The sequence below is a fragment of the Rhizobium sp. 01T437 genome (assembly GCF_056398505.1).
Map to the genome: position 1 here is coordinate 1 of NZ_JBFTPM010000017.1, position 23,122 is coordinate 23,122.

The 23,122-nt window shown below is 58.2% G+C and carries 19 protein-coding genes and 1 pseudogene; 11 read left to right on the plus strand and 9 right to left on the minus strand.

Annotation, left to right across the window (positions count from 1 at the left end; translation table 11 throughout):
• Both AC1DM5_RS27205 and AC1DM5_RS27210 read left to right on the plus strand, forming a co-directional pair.
• The coding region (locus tag AC1DM5_RS27205) for a beta strand repeat-containing protein (protein ID WP_477976180.1) at positions 1–2,824 on the plus strand (2,824 nt) is incomplete at its 5' end.
• Positions 2,825–2,896: 72 nt separating this feature from the next.
• Positions 2,897–3,349 (plus strand): hypothetical protein, encoded by a 453-nt coding sequence (locus AC1DM5_RS27210; RefSeq protein WP_477976182.1) that lies wholly within the window; start codon positions 2,897–2,899, stop codon positions 3,347–3,349.
• A 134-nt stretch (positions 3,350–3,483) separates the two neighbouring features.
• Here AC1DM5_RS27210 and AC1DM5_RS27215 read toward each other — a convergent pair.
• The 5 genes and pseudogenes from AC1DM5_RS27215 to AC1DM5_RS27235 all read right to left on the minus strand — a co-directional run.
• Positions 3,484–4,239 (minus strand): annotated as a pseudogene (locus AC1DM5_RS27215) (IS30 family transposase); the annotation flags it as partial.
• Between the two features lie 299 nt (positions 4,240–4,538).
• Positions 4,539–4,964, minus strand: a complete 426-nt coding sequence (locus tag AC1DM5_RS27220) for a type II toxin-antitoxin system HicB family antitoxin (protein WP_477976184.1) — start codon at positions 4,962–4,964, stop codon at positions 4,539–4,541.
• Positions 4,965–4,972: 8 nt separating this feature from the next.
• On the minus strand, positions 4,973–5,161 hold the full coding sequence (locus tag AC1DM5_RS27225; RefSeq protein WP_477822401.1) for a type II toxin-antitoxin system HicA family toxin: 189 nt from the start codon (positions 5,159–5,161) through the stop codon (positions 4,973–4,975).
• Positions 5,162–5,564: 403 nt separating this feature from the next.
• Positions 5,565–5,912 (minus strand): hypothetical protein, encoded by a 348-nt coding sequence (locus AC1DM5_RS27230; protein WP_477822345.1) that lies wholly within the window; start codon positions 5,910–5,912, stop codon positions 5,565–5,567.
• 45 nt (positions 5,913–5,957) lie between these two features.
• Positions 5,958–6,602 carry a helix-turn-helix domain-containing protein gene (locus AC1DM5_RS27235; RefSeq protein WP_477822346.1) on the minus strand — a complete coding sequence of 215 codons (645 nt, stop codon included), beginning with the start codon at positions 6,600–6,602 and terminating at the stop codon, positions 5,958–5,960.
• 160 nt (positions 6,603–6,762) lie between these two features.
• Between AC1DM5_RS27235 and AC1DM5_RS27240 the strand changes: the two genes are divergently transcribed.
• Positions 6,763–7,728, plus strand: a complete 966-nt coding sequence (locus AC1DM5_RS27240; RefSeq protein WP_477976186.1) for a hypothetical protein — start codon at positions 6,763–6,765, stop codon at positions 7,726–7,728.
• Positions 7,729–7,733: 5 nt separating this feature from the next.
• Here the strand turns inward: AC1DM5_RS27240 and AC1DM5_RS27245 are convergent, their stop codons facing one another.
• The 3 genes from AC1DM5_RS27245 to AC1DM5_RS27255 form a co-directional block, all read right to left on the minus strand.
• Complete coding sequence (locus tag AC1DM5_RS27245) at positions 7,734–9,506, minus strand: hypothetical protein (RefSeq protein WP_477976188.1); 1,773 nt, start codon at positions 9,504–9,506, stop codon at positions 7,734–7,736.
• Positions 9,507–9,598: 92 nt separating this feature from the next.
• A complete protein-coding gene (locus AC1DM5_RS27250; RefSeq protein ID WP_477976190.1) occupies positions 9,599–10,267 on the minus strand; it encodes a response regulator transcription factor in 669 nt (222 codons plus the stop codon).
• Complete coding sequence (locus tag AC1DM5_RS27255) at positions 10,257–11,477, minus strand: sensor histidine kinase (protein ID WP_477976192.1); 1,221 nt, start codon at positions 11,475–11,477, stop codon at positions 10,257–10,259. The genes AC1DM5_RS27250 and AC1DM5_RS27255 overlap by 11 nt, the downstream gene beginning before the upstream one ends.
• Before the next feature lie 270 nt (positions 11,478–11,747).
• Here AC1DM5_RS27255 and AC1DM5_RS27260 point away from each other — a divergent pair, with 270 nt between their 5' ends.
• The 5 genes from AC1DM5_RS27260 to arcC all read left to right on the plus strand — a co-directional run bounded on the left by AC1DM5_RS27260 (position 11,748) and on the right by arcC (position 15,866).
• Positions 11,748–12,098 carry a hypothetical protein gene (locus AC1DM5_RS27260; protein ID WP_477822351.1) on the plus strand — a complete coding sequence of 117 codons (351 nt, stop codon included), beginning with the start codon at positions 11,748–11,750 and terminating at the stop codon, positions 12,096–12,098.
• Between the two features lie 182 nt (positions 12,099–12,280).
• A complete protein-coding gene (locus AC1DM5_RS27265) occupies positions 12,281–12,487 on the plus strand; it encodes a hypothetical protein (protein WP_113319962.1) in 207 nt (68 codons plus the stop codon).
• Positions 12,488–12,657: 170 nt separating this feature from the next.
• Entirely contained in the window at positions 12,658–13,887 is a 1,230-nt protein-coding gene (gene arcA / locus AC1DM5_RS27270) for an arginine deiminase (protein ID WP_477976194.1), read from the plus strand.
• 37 nt (positions 13,888–13,924) lie between these two features.
• Entirely contained in the window at positions 13,925–14,929 is a 1,005-nt protein-coding gene (locus AC1DM5_RS27275; RefSeq protein WP_477976196.1) for an ornithine carbamoyltransferase, read from the plus strand.
• 1 nt (position 14,930) lies between these two features.
• Positions 14,931–15,866 (plus strand): carbamate kinase, encoded by a 936-nt coding sequence (gene arcC, locus AC1DM5_RS27280; protein ID WP_477822353.1) that lies wholly within the window; start codon positions 14,931–14,933, stop codon positions 15,864–15,866.
• A gap of 14 nt (positions 15,867–15,880) precedes the next feature.
• Here arcC and AC1DM5_RS27285 read toward each other — a convergent pair whose 3' ends face one another.
• Entirely contained in the window at positions 15,881–17,236 is a 1,356-nt protein-coding gene (locus AC1DM5_RS27285) for an amino acid permease (protein WP_477822354.1), read from the minus strand.
• Positions 17,237–17,405: 169 nt separating this feature from the next.
• Here AC1DM5_RS27285 and AC1DM5_RS27290 point away from each other — a divergent pair, with 169 nt between their 5' ends.
• From AC1DM5_RS27290 to speC, 3 genes are all read left to right on the plus strand, one after another.
• On the plus strand, positions 17,406–18,332 hold the full coding sequence (locus tag AC1DM5_RS27290) for a cation diffusion facilitator family transporter (RefSeq protein WP_477976232.1): 927 nt from the start codon (positions 17,406–17,408) through the stop codon (positions 18,330–18,332).
• A 157-nt stretch (positions 18,333–18,489) separates the two neighbouring features.
• Positions 18,490–20,751 carry an Orn/Lys/Arg family decarboxylase gene (locus AC1DM5_RS27295; RefSeq protein WP_477976198.1) on the plus strand — a complete coding sequence of 754 codons (2,262 nt, stop codon included), beginning with the start codon at positions 18,490–18,492 and terminating at the stop codon, positions 20,749–20,751.
• A complete protein-coding gene (gene speC, locus AC1DM5_RS27300; RefSeq protein ID WP_477976200.1) occupies positions 20,748–23,111 on the plus strand; it encodes an ornithine decarboxylase in 2,364 nt (787 codons plus the stop codon). Before AC1DM5_RS27295 ends, speC begins: the two co-directional genes overlap by 4 nt.
• Positions 23,112–23,122 lie beyond the last annotated feature (11 nt).

Sequence of the window (23,122 nt, forward strand, 5' to 3'; positions counted from 1 at the left end):
CCCCGGCAACGACATCTATGTGGTCGGAACTTCGAATATCGTCATCTCGGAAGCCGCCGGTGCCGGCGACGATGAGATCCGTACCACCGCCACCGCCTATTCCATGGCAAACTATACAAATGTCGAGCGCCTGACCTTCACCGGCACGGGCAATGTAACCCTCACCGGCAACGCCGGCGACAATATCATCACCGGCGGCACAGGGAATGACACGCTGATTGGCGGCGCAGGGGCCGACCGGCTGGTCGGCGGAGCAGGGACCGACATCGCAAGCTACACCAATGCAACCGCAGCAGTCACGATCAACGTGAAGACGGGTGTCCACACCGGCGAGGCGGCCGGTGACACGTTCGACAGCATCGAACAAATTGCGGGGAGCAGTTTCAACGATACCTTCTTTGCGAGCTCCTCCGCCGACAATTTCGACGGATATGAAGGCACGCTCGACACGATCGACTATTCGCTGTCCTCTGCTGCGGTCAACGTTGACTTGACGACAAGAATGGTCAGTGGCGGCGATGCACAAGGCGACGTGCTCATCAACTTCGAGCGGGTCGTGGGCTCATCCTTCGCGGATACCCTCGCATCGTCCACGTCGGGACATACTCTGGTCGGGGGCGTAGGCGACGACGTTTATGTGGTCGGCAATCAGGCCGTCACCATCACCGAAGCAACGGGCGAGGGGAACGACGAGATTCGCACCACCCTCGCGACCTATTCCATGGCCGCCTACGCAAACGTAGAGCGCTTGACCTTCACAGGAACCGGCAATGCCACTCTGACCGGCAATTCCGGCGACAACGTCATAACCGGCGGTGCTGGCAACGACACGCTCACCGGTGGCGCAGGCGCCGACCAGCTGATTGGCGGAGCCGGCACGGATACGGCGAGCTATGTTTCCTCGGCCGCAGCGATTACGTTCAACCTGAAGACCGGCGTCCATAGCGGCGACGCCGCAGGCGACACATTCGATAGCATCGAAACCATTCTGGGCACGAATTTCAACGACACGTTCTATGCATCCGCATCAGCTGACAATCTCAACGGCGGTGCAGGCACACTCGACACGATCGACTACTCCCTGTCGTCTGCGGCAGTGAACGTCAACCTGACCACCGGCGCAGGCAGCGGAGGTGACGCAGCCGGTGACGTGCTGACGAGCTTCGAACGTGTCGCTGGCACCAGTTTCGCAGATACGCTTGGTTCGTCGACCTCCGGCCACGCGCTCGCAGGTGGAGCGGGAGACGATATCTACATCGTCGGCAGCCAGGGTGTCACCATAACGGAGGTCGCCGGGGAAGGTCGTGACGAGATCCGCACGTCACTTTCGGCCTATTCCATGGCGAACTATGCCAATGTCGAGGATCTTACCTTCACCGGAACCGGCAACGCGGTCCTGACGGGCAATGCTGGCGATAACGTCATCACCGGGGGCACTGGAAATGATCAACTCAACGGCGGCGATGGCAGCGATCAACTCAATGGCGGCAGTGGCGACGATACACTCTCGGGTGGCGCGGGCTCGGACCATCTCTTTGGCGGCGCTGGATTCGATACCGCAAGCTACAGCGACAGCGGCATGGCAATGACCTTCAATCTCGCCACCGGAGTTTTCTCAGGCGTCGGAGCGGGCGACACTTTCGACAGCATCGAGAACATACTCGGCACCAACTTTGGGGATACATTCATCGCAAGTGCGCTGGTCGATCGGTTGAATGGCGGCGCGGGCGTAGACCTGATCAGCTATTCGGCTGCGACTTCGGCCATCGGAATAAATCTTACGACTGGCGCACATACTGGTTTTGCCGCCGGAGACATTTTCGACAATGTAGAGATTATCCAAGGATCAAATTTCGCCGATACGATTGTAGGCAATTCCTCGAATAACACCTTCCTCGGCAGTGCAGGAGCAGATAGTTTTGACGGCGCAGGCGGTTACGATGGCATCTGGTACCTTTCGAGCACAAGCGGGGTCACAATTGATCTCTCGACCGGCACGGCGTCCGGAGGCGATGCTGCTGGAGACGCGTTTACCAATATCGAGACGGTGATCGGATCGAACTACGCCGATACACTAACAGCGGCTTCCACGGGATCTATCCTAGAAGGTGCTGGTGGGTCGGATACCATCAATGGCGGCATTGGTGCCGACATTCTCTACGGTGGTCTGGTCACCGACACTGGCGCTGCTGGTCAGATGACGGTCGGCTACCAGGCCGATACTATCCGCGGTGGTGGAGGAAATGACCGCATCTACAGCGCCGGCAATAGTGATGCCCAGTTCAATCATGGGGACGGAATAGATGCCGGATCCTACGTTTACGGAGACGCCGGTGCCGACACGATTGTCGTCAGCAGCGCGATCGCCTATGGCGGAAGTGAGAACGACACCATCACGGTGTGGGGTACGGGCTTTGCCTATGGTGAAGCGGGAAATGATACACTGAATGGCGAGGATATGTACTTCTCTCTCTATGGAGGAGACGGATCCGATCGTTTGAACATGAAGCTCGGGAAGGGCTTTGCCGATGGCGGAAACGATGGTGATATCTATCACACGGATACGATCCTCCAGTCGACGATCCATGACACGGGAACCGGCGGTACCGACTATGTATACCTCGATCGGGTTGCCAATCTGGCTGACCTTGTAGCTGGAAGAGTCGGAAATGATCTTGTTCTGGGCTCACAAGAAGATAAGGATGGAGGCATAACCTATCAGAATAGCCTCGTGATTTTAGAAAATTGGTATAGTGGCGGCGACACGATCGAGATTTTCGTCCTCGCAGATGGAACGGCAATCTCTGGTGGAGCCATCGGATAGAAAGCCCCGCACAAGGTGTCTCCTTTATCCAAGGAGACACCTTCTATCCACCCGTTTCGAAGAGGATTTGATATGTCTAATCCGATTGGCCCAGCGGATCTTACGAAGTTTCAATCCGGCCTCAAATTTTCCGACTTGCATAACTGGAGGCATGTACCTGCCTCTGCTGTTGTCCAGCTGACACCTCAAATGAAAGCCGAGTTGGCGGCAAGTGAAGCGCGAGAGAAGCAACAGAAGATCGACTTTGACGCTGAAACGGCCTCAAATCCTGATTTCTATAGCCCCAAATCTGAAAGCAATCAGATGATCCGAACGAACGTTGCGGAACTTGACGCAGCCGGTGTGCAAATCGAAATCGACGTCGTCACTAAGCTTATTCAAAGCGGCGAGTCCGAAACGCGTGATTTCCATGGCGGTAATGGGGATGAAGGCACGACGTCGATCCACAAGTACCTTTACTGGCTTCAGCAGAGAGCACAGCAACTTGATGGTGATGGCACCTACACACCCAGCATGTTTGGTTGATAGCAAATACAGACGGCAAGTATCAATGTACCGGGCCGACGTCGACCTTGCAGCCGCCACTCCTATCGTGGCGTGCATCTAGAATTTTGGAGAAGCTCACCCAAGTGCAACATGCCGGCGTTTAGGGTAGGGGATCATGCCTCTTCCTGCAAATGCGCGATGAACACTTCAGCCGGAGTCTTGTATCCGAGGCATTTTGGCGGCTGATCGTTGAGATGGCGGGCAAGGTGGGTCAGGTCGCGCTGAGAGACAGCTGCAAGATCAGTATCACCTGGCATGAAGCGGCGAATGCGCTTGTTGGCATTTTCCACCGCACCTTTCTGCCAGGGCGCGCTGGGATCGCAGAACCAGCTGCGCGCGCCGATGCCATCTTCCAAAGCCCTGAAGCCGGCGAACTCCGTGCCGCGGTCAAATGTAAAGCTCTGGCGTGCGAAGGCAGGCAACGGAGAGAATGTTTCGATGATCTTGTCCATGATCGGGCGGGAGTGCCGGCTTTGGTTCTTGATCATCACCGTGTAGCGGCTCTTGCGTTCCACCAGTGAGGTGACATTGGCATGACCGAGTTCACGCTCGAAGATCAAGAGGTCGCCTTCCCAATGACCGAACTTGGAGCGATTACCAATAAAATCAGGCCGTTGCGATATCCGCTGGCTGCTTGGAAACACGCTGTTTCGTGGCTTTCTCGATCCACGCGGACGGCGTTTGCGGCGCGCCTCGGGCAGATAGCGATAGAGACCGTAATCTTCCTTGCCGTAAATGAAGCGGTAGATCGTCTCCTTGCAGATGCGAACCAGGCTGACGCTGTCGGCCAGAAGACGGCCGGCGATCTGTTCCGGTGACCAGTAAGCCTCCAGCTTCTCAACGACGATGCGACGCAGATGCGGATGGCGCAAAACCTCGATCCGCTGCAGATCGCGCACTCATCGCAATCAATCCTATCCGCAATCTCCCAGGTCATCAAAACCCGGGCAAATGTTACTGACTCGTTCGTCAGTCTACGGTGAGTTCTGAGCGCGGCGTTTGACTTTGTCTTCGCGGACATAAAGTCTCAGCCTTTCGACAAGGAGGAACTGCTTGTGAAGCCGGACGCCGGAACGGCCCGGTCGGGATGGAAGCACTGATCTTGTTGCGATGGCCCACGTTGAAAGCAAACACAGCGATTGCTCGCTTCGACGCTCATCGGGAAGGCCTACGCACCTAACGCGTAGTCCTTCGCATCCTGTGAATTCGCCATTTCGCGTCTGGCCGCGCGGGCCAGAAAACCGGAACGCGTCAGACCCTGAGATTCAGCATAAGCGTCGATCGCATTCAAAACGTCTTCCGAAAGTGTGACATTGATGCGAACGGATTTTCTACTTTCGCCTTTGAGTGAAACAAGGATTGCGACACCATTCCTGTTGTTCGGGTCCGCCATTACCGCATCCAGGGAGGAGGGCTCGGGAACAGCCTCGCCGTCCTCGACCAGTCCTTCGACATGAAAGGCCAACGCCTCCTCGGCAAGCCGACGGGTATCATCAAGATCCGTACCCGCGGTGACCACGCCGGGAAAATCAGGAAATGAAACGCCGAAGTCGCTGTCAGCGTCCTTATGGATCAGTCCGATATAGTTACGCATCATGCCACCTATTTCAGTTTCAGACCGGATTGTCTTTCAATGCTCTTGAGCGTTCCAACTGGAATGTCGCGCTTCGGATGCGGAACCGTGACACGACCCGGTTTGGTTGGATGCTTGAATTGGACGTGGCTACCTTTGGTAGCCACTTCATACCAGCCATCACTTTTCAATGCCGCTATGATGTCGCCGCTCTTCATAGCCAAAGAAATACACATCGAGTGTGTATAAATCAAGAGAGAAAAGCGAGGCGCGCGTTTTCACCGTAACCCGATCTGGCACCCGTTTATAGGTGACGACCGTGCGCCATCAGCTTGAATGAGGCGTATAAGCGCCTCTCGGCACGTCAGCATGAAGACATAAGTATATGAATATTTTCATTATTTTTCTAAATCTGGAGATAAAATCGCGTAACCTGAATTTTGGCGTCTCGACCGGTCGGCAGGTAGCCCCAACGGCAAGTTCTGACGGTCGAGGATATGGGCGCCTTTGCCCCTTACTCACAGCGGGTCAAGGGCATAGCGGGTGGCATTCAATTTCGGGGAACCTTACCCCTCGGGAGGAACAAAAGCGTCGGGCGAAGAAGGGAGCTCAAGACGGGCTTTAGGGTTTCAAATCATATGCTTGGTGAGATGCACGAAGCTCTGCCAAAGTCTTGCCGACGCAGCTGCCGCCACCTGCGCCTCCGGTTGCCTTCGCTTGACCGTCCAGGGTGATCGTACCTCCCATGCGTTCGGATGCCACATAGGTTGCAATACCGTCCTCAGTGATACGTGATATGTAGAAAGCGTGATAGGTCTCCTTGTACTTGCACTGGATAAGCACTGGAAATTGGTCAAACTGAGGGGTCTGCGCCTCAGCAGTCGCGAGTGGAAGGCCCGTTAGCGCGATCAGGCTTGCGAGGACCGCTTTGGCCGTTGCGTTCAATCTTCGATCGGATGCATGCGTCATCGTTCAATCCCCTTTTTCAAGATCGATCCTCGAAATCCGCTGCAGCTAGATCGTCAGTGCGACAAGCGCATCACGATCGAGAAGTCGGACAACGCGTTGCAATTTGCCATTGAGACAAAGAATTCGTTTTTCGCGTAGCTTCGTGAAGCAACGGGCAACGGTTTCGACCGTCAGCCCGAGATAGTCGGCGATGTCGCTGCGAGACATCATCATATCGAATTCGCAATCTCCGGGATAACGATCAGCCATTTCATAAACAAAGGCGGCGAGGCGCTTCAGTGCGCTTTGTTCGGTGATCACGAGTTGTTTGTGCTGTGCCTTTGCGAGGTTCGTCAGGGCAATGTGGAGAAGGTCTATGGGGACGACTACATCCTGATTGGCGCGAAAGGGCTTTATACAGGTTTCGCAGACGGCTTCTGCAAAATCGGTTCGTACATTGCCCGTCTCGAGCCCGAACCATTCGCCCTTGCCGCAAAAGGACAGAATATATCGCTGCCCGCTTGCCGTGAGGCGGTAAATCCGCACCGCGCCCGCTTCGACCTGGTAGATCGCAAGCGCGTTTTCACCTTCGCTATAGATCGTCTCGTCGGCCTTGAGCCGGATCGATTGATCCTTTGCCGTTCCGGCAACGTAGCCATAGCGATGGCCAGGAACTGTCGTGTGCTTTGCGATCGATTGGTTTTGAAGCATATGCGTCGCTCCCATCCGCATCGCAGCATAGGCAATCGCTGCCCGCCCCGGTATTCGAGATACCCCTTACGTATTGATACGGAAGCCCCGAACCACCAATAGGTGTATAAAGCCAATCCCCCTTGATGAGAGCGATACGAACGTATCGCGGGAGGTCTGGATGGTATCGGAAGAGGGAGGGGACAACCGCGGACTTCAAGGCTCTGCAAGCGTGCGTGCGCAGCTTGACCTCATACTCGCCAGTCCGGAATTCCTTGCCCCCGAACGCGGGCGCCGCTTCCTGCAATACATCGTCGAAGAGACCCTTGAAGGGCGCAGCGAACAGCTCAAGGCCTATTCGATCGCGCAAGCGGTTTTTGGGCGGGATGCCTCTTTCGATGCGCAGAATGATCCGGTTGTCCGCATCGAGGCGGGGCGGATCCGTCGCGCGCTCGAACGATACTACCTCGTCTGCGGAAGCAGTGACCCAATCCGGATTACCGTCCCCAAAGGAGGTTACGCGCCACAGTTTTCGAGCGCGGAATCCAGTTCGTATGCAGGAGAAATTTCCGCCCCTCAGAACCGCGAGGCCAAGCCGCGGCCCCCCGGGCAGGAGCGGCCCGTGCGCTATCGTGATCTCCTGTTGCCGATCGGCGTCCCCGCGCTGTTCGGGGCAATGGCCATACTCGCTCTTGTTCGCCCGCTTGAAGCCTATCTCTCCCCACCAAAGACGTCGCCGGCGCCTGCCGCATCAATGTTGGACAGCAAGGTCAGGATTGCGGTCGAACCCTTCATGGCTCTCGGCGGCAGTGTGCAGGGAGCTGAATTCGTGAAGGGATTGGCCGATCAGTTGATTGCAAAGCTCATGAAGGTGGAGGGCCTTACCGTGTTTGCTCCAGGCCGATCCGGGACGGAAATGACTGGTTCGTTTTTCAGCCTGCAGGGAAGCGCGCTCATCGAGGGTATGATCCTTCATCTGCATGTCCGCCTGATAAATGCCGCCGATGGCGCGGTCATCTGGGCAAATCAATACGATCGAGACCTGCGCGGCCAGGCCATTCTCGACGTCGAAGACGAGATCGCCGCGCAAATTGCTATGGCGATTTTGAGCAGCCACAGGCTGAGCGGGGTAGGTGTCGATCCGTAGCTGCTTTATCTTGCTGACAGGGGGCTTATAACCAATCCCGCGGCGCGCAACCCGTTCAGGAAACGCTCCTGGTCCTCCGGCCGCTGCAGGCGCAGCGACACTTCCAGGCGTATATCGGTCATCAAAGTGGGTGCGTGAGCATTGAGCCAATCCCGTTCCAGCATGGCTTCATCACGCTTTCCGGCAGCGCCGAGAATGGACAGCAGCACGAGGCGATGCATGGGATTATTATCGAGATCGGACCTTCGCGACCACTTCTCCGCCTCTTCGATATTTCCTTCCATGAATGCGCACAAAGCCATACCGACCTCGTAATAACCTCGGGTGCCGACACCCTTGTTGAGGGCGATCGACAGCAACTCACAGCCCGATTGCCATTTTCCAGACATCGCCAATCGGAGGCCGTACTCGCCTGCGACTTCCACATCATCAGGGTTTGCTGCATAGGCTGCGGTCCCTGCCTTTAAGGCCTCGTCGATATCTCCCCTGAAGAAGCTCACCAGCATCTGCGCCTGCAGTACGCGGGGATCGTCCGGCGCGAGCGATGCTGCCCGCTCCACCGCAGCGCTCGCCATTGCGAGAGGCTGGGTCGACGATGATGTATCGAGGGTATAGCGGAACCTGATTTCGTCGAGATAGACCATGGACAACAGCGCCCAGGACGCCGCATCGCCAGGAAACCGCTGGGTGGCCTGTTGCAGGCATTCGCGTGCCGCGCTGTGACTTTGCGCAGTCATGGTCTGACGATAGCTGGAATAGGCGAGTGTACATTCATAGGCACTCCGGTGTTCCGTCTGTGCCGCTCGCGCTAACTTATGCGTGTCGGTTTGAAAGATGGCGCCATAGGGCTGTGCGATCGCATTGGCGATTTTTCGCGCGAAATCGCCTTGGATCACAAGCTGGTTCTGGTCCTGAAGATCCCCATCGAAGTTATTGGCCCAGATGACGGCTCCATCCACTTGGTGCACCAGCCTTGCAGCAGCACGCAGCCTGCTTCCATCGATCTGGACATTACCCTGCAATATGTAGTCGGCAGCTCCAACGTGCTCATCACGGCGCGGATCTGCGACGACGACGATGTCATCAAACTGGGCGAGCTGCCCGATAATATCGTCCCTCAGGCCACGCGCGATATCCAAGCCAACATCAGCAGGGCTGCTTTCGGCAAAAAATTCGACGACCACCTTTGGCTCAGGATGTGTCGACGGCAATGCTGCGGTCGGATCATGACGCGAAGACGATACGAACGTAAAGGCTAGAAGAGCGAGGACGACGGCCAGCGCAGTTCCGAGACCGATGACGGTGACCAATCCCGGACGGAGTGTTTCCTCAAGCGAATGACTTTGATCTTCGTACTCAACATTTTGCGCATTGTCCGAGGTCTCGATGGGCTCAGTCGGAGCAAGCGCACCCCGCGCATATTCGAAATGCGGGACATATCCGCCTTTGGGCACAGTAATGACGACGTCGTCCCTGTCGCCTGCGACGAGATAATAACGCTCGAGCGCCTTTCGTATTCGGCCGGCCTCGATCCGGACAACCGGATCGTTCTGCGGGTCGAATGAAGCTTCCCGGCCAAAGACCACATTTGCAATCGTAAATGCTTTCAAGAAGTCCGATCGACCGGCAAGCGTCTCGTTGACGACAAATTCCAGGAAGTTTCGCCCGCGCTTCGGCGCATGAAATTCCTCGCTTGTAAGGATTCGTTTCACCTGTCGGCAGACTTCGTCCGCCGTCGGCCCAAGACTGCTGAAAGCATTGACCTTTGCGCTTCTCATGACCGTCCCTACGACAAAGACGACGCAACTATATAAGTCAATTCTAACGCATCATACCCCACAAGCTTTAGGTTGCAAGATTTGCTTTAGGATTACCGGATGTAAGTTGACCAGCTGGCGATCGGGAAAGCCCTTGCGGTTTCAGGCGATTGCGTTGCAGCGTCGATGGTAATGGCCATGCGCATGAGCTCTGCCAGATTGCGCGCGCCCATTTTAGCCATCACATTGGCGCGGTGGACCTCCACCGTGCGCGAGCTAATGCCAAGTTGATACGCAATCATCTTGTTCTGTAAGCCATCGAGCACGCCGACCAGAACCTGGTATTCGCGCTCCGTGAGTTGGCGGAGCCGTGTGGCGACGCTCCCGGAATCTGGTAAAACGCTGCCGGTCCGCCTCTGTCCCATCGCTCCGTTGATGGCCGCGATAAGCACGTCCTCCATCAGAGGTTTTTCCAGGATATCGAATGCCCCCGCCTTCATTGCCTGTACAGCCCCGGCAATATCTCCCTGGCCGGTAATGACGATTGCTGGCACGTCTATACTGAGACGCCGCAGGCGATAGAGCAATTCGATGCCGTTAATCTGCGGCATGCACAGATCAGTGACGAGACAACTTCGCCCCGATAGCGGCAGAAGTTCCAGGAAGGCTTTCGCACAGCTATGTGCACGAACAGCAAAGCCTGCCGACACCAGCAAAAACGTTAGAGAGCGCCGGAGCGACTCCTCGTCGTCGACGAGATGGATCGTAAGGTCATTCGCCATCGATTGTGGTCTCCGCCAGCGGAAGCGAAAATGAGAGGATCGAGCCTCCCTGTATCCCCTTGCGCGCGCTGATGTGGCCTCCATGCGCTTCGATGATGCGTTTGGACAATGCCAGGCCCATGCCAAGTCCGCGCGGCTTACTGGTCACGAAGGGGCGAAACAGCACCTCTTCGATCTCGGCGGCGATTCCGCAGCCATTGTCGAATACGTCGACAACCAGATGCGAGAAATCGTCGGTCCTGGTGTGGATCGCGATAATCGGCTGCTCGATGCCGTCGGTCGCCTCCACGGCATTATGAAGAAGATTCATCAGCACCTGGACGATCTGGACGCGATCTGCGACCACGATGTCCCGCTCTGCTTCGAGCTGCAAATCGATGTGAAGGCCTTTCCGGGTTGATCCGGTGAGCCCAAGCGTCGTCGCTTCGGGGATCAACGCATGCATCGCCTCCAGTCGCTTCTCGCCACCGCCGCGCTTTGCAAATTCCCGGATGTTCTTGACGATCGTTCCCGCCCACAAGGCGTGCTGCGTGATTTCCGACAAGGCCTCACGAAGCTCCACGCCGCGCCGGCGGCAGTCGTTCGCCATAAGGCGCCGGCAACCTTCAGAGTAAGCGGCGATCGAAGACAGCGGTTGGGACAGTTCGTGTGCCAGCGTCGCTGTCATTTCCCCAAGCGCGACTATTCTTGCGAGACGCGCCAGCTCACGTTGAAGCTCCTGAACCTGCTGCAATGTCTCGCGCTCTGTCCGGAAGTCCTCAAAGATCGCCGCAACGAAGGTTTGTCCTTCGCCTTGTTCTCGGATGATGGTCAGGGCAGTCGGAAACTGAATGCCGGTTTTGGTCGTTGCCAGACCGGCACGCACTGCGCCGTGGTCTGCCCAGCGTCCCCTGATCTGAACATCCGGCGTTGAAGACCAGACGAAGTCGATCTTGCGGTCGAGCAATTCATCTTCTTCATAACCGAACAGGGTCACCGCAGCCCTATTGCAGGCTGAAATTCTATTGTTGTCGGCCATGAAAAACACTGCGTCAGGCATGTGTTCGTAGAGTTGCCGAATCCAGTTCGGCTGTGGCCCGTTCTCTTTGCACAAACCTCGCGCGGACTTATGGCGTGCTGTTCGCGAGCCGATGAACGGGGTTCGTCCCGTCAGGCTTGAGACAAGGGAACTGAATTCGGTAACATGCGGCGCCTCCATCTTGGTGGACATGATGGTCTCCTCCGCCCTTTGAGAAGTGATCCAGTGCCTCGACGGCCTTTCCTCCTCAACAATGACGCGAGTCTACCATCTTTGGACGGGGGATCAGTGTAGTATCGCGTAGACTCTATTGGTCTTTTCTACGACTGGACCTGCTGAAAGCACGGCGAGCCGGCGCTTGGCGCCGGCCTCATCTCCATTGATCCGGCTCAATGCCTCTGGCTCGTTGTTCCGCTACTCTGGCACGCGATGGGTTTACAGCCATTTTGAGGGAGCTGGAAGATGAGGAAGTTTGCCCTTGCTATTGCCATTGCGACCGCTGCGTCGTTGGTAACCCCTGTCGGCGCCCAGCAGAACCGCAAGGAATTCCGGCGCATGAACTGGGCCGAAAACCTGCCGGAGCACATCAGAACCTATCACGACAAGCGGTTTTCCATTGTCAGTTTTCGAACCGCAGTGGAAGTCGGCGCGATGCCGAGGCCGGGCAGCGCCGAACATGTCAAGGAAATCCGCGCGGCCATCCGTTCCAACGCGTGGCTCGTTCAGCAACTGAAAGCCAAGAAATTGACGCCCAACCAGATCGAATGGGTGACGCGCGCCCGCAACGGCAATCTGACGTTCTACATCGAATGAGCGGGCACGCAGGGTTCCGACGAAGAAGCCCGCGCTGTCGCGAATCCATCGAAAGGCAGGTCATAGCGAAGGTCTTTGCGGCATCCGCGCTAATAGCAAAACCACGCCGGCCGAGCGACTGGCACGCCGAAACAGGGCCTCTTGTCGGTCGACGCTCGCGCATCGTCGGGGAGGGTTCGGTGATGTGGCGGTTGGTCGTCGAAGCTCCGTTCGAAGAGGATATAGAACTCGCCGTCATCGACGACGAAGGCGTCCATGCCTTGGTTTTTCCCTGCCAGCGTCTTCCTGGCGGATGGGCAAATGCCCTGACCGGCGAGATGCTCGACCTCCACCCGACCCATTGGCGCGCATGGCAGATGCAGCGATGCGACACGTCTGACCTTCATTGAACAGGTCGCATTCTCCTCATCCCGAATAGTCGGAAATTGCAAATGCTGCACCGCACCTTGTCTGCAATCAATGACATCGCTGTGTCTGTCCAAGTAGGTTGCCAAACAGGCTGGATGTGTTCAACGGCCGGTGGCGCCGCCGCCATCCTGAGGGCTGGAAGGAGGACCGCATGCGTGGTTTCGGTGTTCATTCTGAGGTCGGAAAGCTGAGAACCGTGATGGTCTGCCGACCGTCTTTGGCACACCAGCGGCTGACGCCGGCAAATTGCCATGACCTTCTTTTCGACGATGTCTTATGGGTGCATGAGGCCCAGAAGGATCACTATGATTTTGTCCTGAAGATGCAGGAAAGAGGGGTCGAAGTTCTTGAGACCCATGACCTGCTTGACCAGACGTTCTCCAATAAACAGGCGCGCGATTTCATGCTGGATCGACGCATCACCCCGAACGTGCTCGGCTCCCAGATCGCCGAGGCGGTGCGGCCATGGCTCGACGAGATGCCGGCCAAACAGCTTGCAGCCTTCATGATCGGCGGTATTGCGATCTCCGACCTGCCCGATGTCAAGGCGAAGTCGCTGATGCTGAGCGCCCTGCCGGAAACCGATTTCGTCGTCCCGCCGATCCCCAACACCCTATTCCAGCGCGACCCCTCGTGCTGGATCTATGGCGGGGTGACCTGCAACCCGATGTTCTGGCCGGCCAGACGCGCCGAGACGCTGATCCAGCGCGCGATCTACAAGTTTCACCCTATATTCCACGGCGGCGATTTCCGGATCTGGTGGGGCGATTCCGATAATCAGTTTGCCAATGCCTCGATGGAGGGTGGTGACGTCATGCCGATAGGCAATGGCACCGTTCTGATCGGCATGGGCGAACGAACTACCTATCAGGCTGTTGGCCAGGTGGCGCAGGCTCTGTTCAAAAACAAGGCCGCAAAGCGAGTGATCGCCTGCCTGATGCCGAAGAGCCGCGCGGCCATGCATCTCGATACGGTTTTCAGCTTTTGTGATCGCGATCTTGTCACGCTCTTTGCCGAGGTCGTCGATCAGATCCGCTGCTACAGCATGTATCCGGTAGACGACGACGGCACATTCGAGATCCACCCCGAAACCCAGCCAATGCTCGATGTCGTCGCCGAAGCGCTCGATCTGCCGCTATTACGCACGGTCGAAACAGGCGGCAATTCCTATCAGGCCGAACGCGAGCAATGGGACGACGGCAACAATGTCGTCGCACTCGAACCCGGTGTCGTCGTCGCCTACGACCGGAATACCTATACGAATACGCTGCTGCGCAAGGCGGGCGTCGAGGTCATCACCATCCGCGGTTCCGAACTCGGTCGCGGCCGTGGTGGCGGGCACTGCATGACGTGCCCTATCTGGCGCGACCCGGCTTACTGACGTTTTCACCCACGAAACAGACTGACGGAGCAAGACCATGAGCTTCAATCTGCGCAATCGCTCGCTTCTGACCGTGCAGGATTACACCCCGCGGGAGTTCCGCTATCTCCTTGATCTCGCGCGCGATCTGAAGCGGGCCAAATATTCCCGCACCGAGCAGGAGCACCTGAAAGGCAAGGAAATCTGCCTCATCTTCGAGAAAACCTCGACGAGAACGAGATGCGCCTTCGAAGTCGCCTGCTCGGATCAGGGCGCCAACGTGACCTATCTCGATCCGTCCGGCTCGCAGATCGGGCATAAGGAATCCTTCAAGGATACGGCGCGGGTGCTCGGCCGCATGTATGATGCGATCGAATATCGCGGCTCCGCGCAGAAAGGCGTGGAGACGCTGGCACGTTACGCCGGCGTGCCCGTCTATAACGGCCTGACGGATGAATATCATCCGACGCAGATGATTGCCGACGTCATGACCATGCGTGAACACAGCGACAAGCCGATCGCCGCCATCAAATATGCCTATGTGGGCGACACGCGCTCGAATATGGGGCATTCGCTGCTGATCGTCGGCTGCCTGCTCGGCATGGATGTACGCATCTGCGGCCCGAGATCGCTGTGGCCGTCTGAGGAATATATGAAGATCGCCAAGGATCTGCAGCAGGCCTCGGGTGCACGCCTGCTGGTCACCGAAGATCCCAGAGAGGCCGTCAAGGATGTCGATTTCATCCACACGGATGTCTGGGTTTCGATGGGTGAGCCAAAAGATGTCTGGCGTGAACGCATCAAGCTGCTCACCCCCTACCAGGTCAATCTGGACCTGATGAAAGCAACCGGCAATCCGCAGACCAAGTTCATGCATTGCCTGCCGGCGTTCCACGATACCGAAACCACGCTTGGCAAGCAGATCGCCGAAGACTACGGCATGGCGAACGGCCTCGAAGTCACGAACGACGTCTTCGAGTCCGAGGCAAATGTCGCCTTCGAGCAGGCGGAAAACCGCCTGCATACGATCAAGGCCCTGCTTGTGGCTACCTTGGGAGATTAACATGCGTGTGGTCATTGCGCTGGGCGGCAATGCGCTTCTTCGGCGCGGGGAGCCTATGACTGCCGATACCCAGAGGCGAAATGCGCGCACCGCAGCCGAGGCGATCGCGCCCCTGGCGGCTGAACACGAGCTTGTCATAACACACGGCAACGGGCCACAGGTCGGGCTGCTTGCGCTTCAGGGGGCGGCCTATAAGCCCGAGGAAGCCTATCCGCTCGATGTTCTCGGCGCCGAGACCGAAGGTATGATCGGCTACATGCTGGAGCAGGAGCTCGGCAATCTCCTGCCGTTCGAGCAGCCCTTGGCAACGCTCCTCACCATGGTCGAAGTCGATGCCGACGATCCCGGCTTTCAGAACCCGACCAAATTCGTCGGCCCGGTCTACGACAAATCCGAGGCGGACCGGATACGCACGGAAAAAGGCTGGGTCTTCAAGCAAGATGGCGAAAAATGGCGTCGCGTCGTCGCCTCGCCGGCGCCGAAACGCATCTTCGAGATCCGCCCAGTCCGCTGGCTCCTGGAACAGCGCACGATCGTTGTCTGTGCAGGCGGTGGCGGCATACCGACCATGTATGAAAAGGGTGCCGATCGGAAGCTGATCGGCGTCGAAGCCGTGATCGACAAGGATCTCTGCTCGGAGCTTCTGGCCCGGGAGCTTTATGCCGATCTCCTGATCATGGCGACCGATGCCGAAGCCGTCTATACCGATTGGGGCAAGCCGTCCCAGAAGGCGCTCCATCGCGCTCGTCCCGATGATCTGAAGCAGTTTTCCTTCCCGGCCGGCTCGATGGGGCCGAAGGTGGAGGCAGCCTGTCATTTCGCCCGTACCAACGGCAAGGCGGCGGCGATCGGCTCCCTTGCCGACATTGCCGGCATGGTGCGCGGTGAGCGCGGGACGATCATCGATGACCGCTTCGATGGCCTGAGCTGGCACTGATCCTTCAAGACACGCTATCCTGAGACGGCCGGGCGCGTTGGTGCACCCGACGCCGCCTCTTTGTCTGTCGCTTCAGCAGCGTTTCGCCTTTGCCAGACGTAGACGGGGATTCCAAGCATCAAGAGTACCAGACCATAGAGCACCGGTTCGGCGCCGGAGCCGTAAAGGGTGAAGATCGAGAAGATAAAGGCGATGACTTCGATCACGCTGACCCTTGGCATCCGCCCAAGCCTCGCGCCTGCAACAAGGGTTCGGGCAAGCGAACAGAAGGCATAGGGAACGACGGCAGCCATCGTGCTCAACCCGACCATCAGACGATAGACCGCGGCGAAACCTTCTGAGCCAAACGCCTGGACGAGCACCAGGATCGTTGCAAACGAGGCTGAGATGACCATGCCCCATGCCGGCACGCCGCGCTGGGACAGTCGGGCAAACAGGGGCGGAAACAGTCCATCGCGGGCAGCCGCCATTGGAACCTGTCCCATCAGCAGGGTCCAGCCGTTCAGCGCGCCGATCGAGGAGACCAGCACGGCGATCGAGATCACCAGTTCACCGGGCCGTCCCCACATGACCCCGGCGGCCTGGGAAAAGGGTGCGACCGAGTGAATGAGCTCTTCGCGGGGAACGAGGCCCATCACCACGACGGTGCCGAGCACATATAGAGTGGCGGCGATCGAGATGCCAAGTACAGTTGAACGGGGAATGGTCCGTTCCGCATTCTCCACATCGCCGGCAGGAACGGTCGCCGATTCCAATCCAAGATAGGCAAACATTGTCAGCGGCGCCAGCGTTGCAAATGACTGCAGCAGCGGCTGGCCGCTCGGATTGAATTCGGAGAAATGCGATGTATCGATGTAGAGAAGGCCGATGATGGCAACGGCGCCGAACGGGAGAAGCTTGGCATATGTCGTCACCTCTGCAAACAGTCCCGCCGCGTGAACACCGCGAAGATTGACGAGCACGATCGCCCAGATCACGCCGAGCGTCAGCACAGTCGCAGTGAAGCGGTTGCCGAGGGCAGGGAAGAGATCGACCATCACGCCGGTAAAGGCGATCGCGATGACCGGCAGTGACGTCCAGATGGAAATCCAGTAACCCCAGGCGATCAGAAAGCCAGCAAAATCGCCATAGGCGAGCCTGGTATAGGCGTAGGGACCGCCGACAGCAGGCACCAGTCTCGCCAGCCGGGCGAAGGTGAGGCCGAGGCAGATCGCGCCGGCACCCATGAGGATCCAGACGATAATCGCCAGATTGCCGTAGGGTGCCACCGCGGCCGGCGAAAGATAAAAGCCCGATCCCACCATGTTTCCGACCACGATAGCGGTGCAGGCGGCAAGTCCGAGGCTTTTGCCATTCGACGAGGTTGTCATGACGTCCTCCCGTGAGTCGGCTTCCGGGAGCCGATGGCTCTTCAGGCAGCGATTGTCGTTGCAAAAATGGGCTGCCGCAATCCGGATCAATGCGTAGTCTGCCGGACTGGTCTAGCCTTCACCATCGAGATAAAGCAGCTAGAATGACGGGGCTGGAGGTGAAGTGATGATGCTGGGCGAGCAGGGGTTTCTCAGGATCTCCATTGCAGCGACCGTCGTCGTCGCGACGCTCGGCGTTGTCTTCGGCATACTCTCAGGCTCGTTCTCGATCGCCTTTGACGGCGTTTATTCGCTGGCGGATGCGGTGATGACGGGATTTGCACTCTGGGTCTCGAGCCTCATCATCAAATCGACGCAGAGCGACGCCGAGTCCGGCAGGATTCGAAACCGTTTTACCATGGGCTTCTGGCATCTGGAGCCGATCGTCCTCATGCTCAATGGCTGCCTGCTGATGACGGTCGGCGTCTATGCGTTGATCGGCGCGATCATCAGCATCCTGAACGGCGGCCATGAACTGCAGTTCGGCATGGCGGTRGCCTATTCCGCGGCGACCATGCTCGTATGCGCTGTCATGGCTTTCATTGGCATCAGGCTGAACCGCAGCATCAAATCCGATTTCATCTCGCTCGACATCAAAGCCTGGATCATGTCGGGCGGGATCGCGTTTGCGCTGCTCATCGCGTTTTTGATCGGCATTGCGGTACAGGCGACATCACTTGCCTGGCTTGCGAGCTACATGGATCCGGCAGTCCTCGCTCTCGTCTGTCTTGTCATGATCCCGCTCCCGATCCGTACCGTCTGGAAGGCGTTGAGCGAAATCCTGCTCATTGCCCCTGTCGATCTGCAGGAACATGTCGATCGCGTTGCCTCGGACACGGTTCGCCGCCTCGGCTTCCTGTCGCACCGTGCCTACGTCGCCCAGGTCGGCCGCGCAAAGCAGATCGAACTCTATTTCATCGTTCCCGAAGGGCTTCCCGCAAAGACCGTGGAGGAGTGGGACGCACTCCGCGACGAGATCGGGCAAGCGATCGGCGACGAGAGTGCCAATCGCTGGCTGACGATCGCCTTTACCGCCGATCAGGAATGGGCGGAGTAGCGCGCATCCACACTCCGCCAGCGGCCTCGAAATGCTTCGCGTCACGTTGATTGCAATCAACGACGCTGCACCACCCGTCATGTACGATCCTCCGACCTGAGACGCATGCGACTGCTTGGCGGCCGCAGCCTTCGACATCAGGGTTCTGGAGGAACGCATGGATTTCCAGACGGCATTTCCGATCGCTGTTATCGACGAGGATTTTGACGGCAAGAGCGCTGCCGGCCGTGGCATGCGCGATCTCGCCGCAGCCATTGAGAGGGAAGGATTCCGGATCGTCTCCGGCGTTTCCTACGAGGACGCTCGTCGTCTGGTCCATGTCTTCAACACCGAATCCTGCTGGCTGGTCTCTGTGGATGGAGCCGAGGACAAGGCCACGCGCTGGCAGGTGCTGACAGAGGTCCTGGCCGCAAAACGGCAAAGAAATGACCGACTGCCGATCTTCCTCTTCGGCGACGATACAACCGCCGAAGACGTTCCAGCCGCAGTGCTGCGCCACACCAATGCCTTTTTCCGGCTATTCGAGGATTCGGCGGAATTCATGGCGCGCGCCATCGCGCAGGCCGCCCGCAATTATCTCGACCGGCTGCCGCCGCCAATGTTCAAGGCGCTGATGGATTATACGCTGGAGGGCGCCTATTCCTGGCACACACCCGGCCACGGCGGCGGTGTCGCTTTCCGCAAAAGCCCGGTCGGCCAGCTCTTCTATACGTTCTTCGGCGAAAACACGCTGCGTTCCGATATTTCCGTATCGGTAGGCAGCGTTGGCTCGCTTCTCGATCATGTCGGTCCTATCGCCGAGGGTGAGCGAAATGCCGCGCGCATATTCGGCACGGATGAGACCCTGTTCGTCGTTGGCGGCACTTCGACCGCAAACAAGATCGTCTGGCATGGCATGGTCGGGCGCGGCGATCTCGTGCTCTGTGACCGTAACTGCCACAAGTCGATCCTGCACTCGCTCATCATGACGGGTGCAACCCCCATCTACCTGACGCCGTCTCGCAACGGGCTCGGCATTATCGGTCCGATCTCGAAGGACCAGTTCACGCCTGAGGCAATCGCCAGCAAGGTCGCAGCAAGTCCTTTTGCCGGGCAGACGAGCGGCAAGGTCCGCCTGATGGTCATCACCAACTCGACCTATGACGGGCTCTGCTACAATGTCGATGCGATCAAGGCGTCGCTGGGTGACGCGGTCGAGGTGCTGCACTTCGACGAGGCCTGGTATGCTTATGCCAATTTCCACGAATTCTACGATGGCTTCCACGGAATTTCGTCGAACCAGCCCGCGCGCTCGCAAAACGCCATCACCTTTGCAACGCAGTCGACCCACAAGCTGCTGGCCGCCCTTTCTCAAGCATCGATGATCCATATCCAGCATGCCGAGAACAAGCGTCTCGACATCACGCGCTTCAACGAAGCCTTCATGATGCACACCTCGACCTCGCCGCAATATGGCATCATTGCCTCCTGCGATGTCGCGGCCGCCATGATGGAGCAGCCGGCCGGACGTGCCCTTGTGCAGGAGACGATCGACGAGGCGATCAGCTTCCGCCGGGCCATGAACGCGGTAAGAAAACAAACAGAGGGCAGCTGGTGGTTCGACGTCTGGGAGCCGACGGTTGCCGAGCAGACCCCGAGCGATACCCATGCCGACTGGGTTCTGAAGCCGGATGATGCCTGGCATGGCTTTACCGGGCTTGCCGAAAATCATGTCATGGTTGACCCGATCAAGGTTACCATCCTGTCGCCGGGCCTCTCGGCAAGCGGCGTCATGGACGAGCATGGCATCCCGGCCGCCGTCATTACCAAGTTCCTGTCGTCGCGACGTATCGAGATCGAAAAGACCGGCCTCTATTCCTTTCTCGTGCTCTTCTCCATGGGCATTACCCGAGGCAAGTGGAGCACGCTCGTCACCGAACTCCTCAATTTCAAGGATCTCTATGACGCCAATGCGCCATTGACCCGGGCGCTGCCGGCGCTAGCAGCCGCCCATCCGGAAGCCTATGCCGGCATGGGGCTGAAAGATCTCTGCGAGCAGATTCATGCGATCTATCGCAAGGACGATGTGCCGAAGGCGCAGCGCGAGATGTACACAGTCCTGCCCGAAATGGCACTGCGGCCCGCCGACGCTTACGATCGGCTGGTCAAGGGCGGGATCGAGAGTGTCGAGATCGACAATCTCATGGATCGCATCCTCGCTGTCATGATCGTTCCCTATCCGCCCGGAATTCCGCTGATCATGCCAGGCGAGCGGATCACCCAGTCGACGAAGTCCATTCAGGACTACCTGCTCTACGCCCGTGACTTCGACAGCAAGTTCCCCGGTTTCGAAACCGATATTCACGGCCTTCGCTTCGCTCCCAGTGATCGCGGACGCCGCTATCTTGTCGATTGCATTGCAGGGGAGGGGCAGCAATGATCCCGCGCGATGTTAAGTCTCCGACGGTTGCCATACCGTTTCACAAGATGCTGAAGATCGTCGCCGTCATAGACCGCGATAATTCTCAGGCTCAGGAACTGGTGGCACAGATCACCGCCCAAGGCTTCGAAGTGGAGTTGCGCGACGACTATTGCGCCGACGTATCTGAGGACGCTGACGTCGGTGCCTATATCGGCTCGGTCGAGGGCGGCAAGCTGCCAGCAGCTCGCAGCTTTCTTCGTTCCGTCAGGGACATAGGCTTTCGCACGCCGATCTGGGCGATGGCGGATACCCTGACGATTGCGGAAATGGATGTCGTCGAGATGGCCGGCGAAGTGGATGGTTTCGTCTATCTCGGCCAGCAGACGCCGACCTTCTATGCCAAGCAGATCGTTTCCAGCGCGGTCAACTACGGCAAGTCGCTGCTGCCGCCCTTCTTCGGCGGCATGATGGCCTATGACGGCGAGGCGAACATCGCCTTCGATTGTCCGGGGCATCAGGGAGGTCAGTTCTATCGAAAGTCGCCGGCCGGACAGCTCTTCTTCAAGTATTTCGGGGAGAGCATTTTCCGCAACGACCTCTGCAACGCGGATGTCGATCTCGGTGATCTCCTAATACATGAAGGCCCTGCCGTCGAAGCACAGAAACAGGCGGCCCGGATCTTCGGGGCGGATCGTACCTATTTTATCCTCAACGGAACGAGCACCTCCAACAAGGTGGTTGCCAACGCGGTGCTGCGCAGCGGCGATCTCGTGCTCTTCGACCGCAACAATCACAAATCCCTGCATCAGGGCGCTCTGGTGCAGGCTGGCGCTATCCCGATCTATCTGCCGACCGCCCGCAATTCCTTCGGCATGATCGGGGCGGTCGACTGGGCGGCCTGGGACGAGGCCTGGCTACGGCAGAAAATAGAGGAACATCCGCTCGTCGGCGACAAAAGCCGTGCGCATGCGCAACGACCTTTCCGCCTGGCCTGCATCCAGCTCGCGACCTATGACGGCACGATCTACAATGTCAGCCAAGTGATGGAGAAGATCGGCCATCTCTGCGACTACGTGCTCTGGGACGAGGCCTGGATCGGCTACAATGCCTTCCACCCGCTCTTCGAGGGCCATAGCCCGATGCGGCTAAAGGACTTGTCGGCCGATATGCCGGGGCTGTTTTCCACCCAGTCGGTCCACAAGCAGGGCGCAGGTTTCTCCCAGGCATCGCAGATCCACAAGCGGGACGAACATATCAGCGGCCAGCGAAGGTTCGTCGAACACAAGCGTTTTAATGAATCGCTGCTGATGCATGTCTCGACCTCTCCCTTCTATCCGCTTTTTGCCTCCCTCGATGTCAACGCCAAGGTGCATGAGGGCAAGGCCGGGGAGATGCTCTGGGACCGCTGCATCGAGCTCGGGATCGAGGTGCGCAAGAAGCTGCGCGGCTTCGTGGATCACTACGAGACCAAAGCCGCAAGCCCAGAAGAACAGTGGTTCTTCGATCCCTTCGTGCCAGACAGGGTCCAGGTCTCAGGCTCGAAACATACCGGCGATCTCGCCGACACCAGGTGGGAAGATGTCCCAACGCAGGTGCTGAAACACGAGCAGCAATGCTGGCGGTTCGATCCGGAGGCAAAATGGCACGGTTATGCAGGCTATGCGCCCGGTTATACCATGGTCGACCCCAACAAGCTCACAATACTGACACCCGGCATTGACCGGAAGACCGGCGGCTATCGCGAATTCGGCATCCCGGCGACTGTCGTCGCCAACTATCTGCGCGAGCAGCGGGTCGTGCCGGAAAAATGCGACTTGAACAGTCTCCTCTTCCTGCTGACCCCGGCCGAGGACGAGAGCAAGCTGAACACGCTCGTTGCCAAGCTCGTCAAGTTCAAGAACTTGTGGGACCGCGACGCGCCGGTACAGGAAGTGCTGCCGACCGTGTATGCGGCCAATCGAGAGCGCTATGCCGGTTATACGGTCCGTCAGGTCTGCCTGGAGATGCATTCCTTCTACCGAGAGGCCGGCGTCAAGGAACTGCAGCGCCTTTGCTTTCGCTCCGAGAGCTTCCCGGAACCGGCAATCGCTCCCAAGCAGGCCTATGAGGCGCTGGTCGCCAACAATGTCGACTATGTGCCGCTGACGGAGGCCGCCGGCCGCATTTCCGCGACGTTGGCACTGATCTATCCGCCGGGCATCGGCGTGATCGTGCCAGGTGAGCGCTGGGACGACAGGGCGCGACCGATGCGGGACTATTTCCTCGCCTTCGAAGAATCCTTCAACCGGTTTCCGGGCTTCAACTACGAGGTCCAGGGCGTGTTCCAGGAGCGGATCGATGGGCGGATCAAATTCCATACATATGTCGTGCGCGAGTAGGGGGTAGGGAG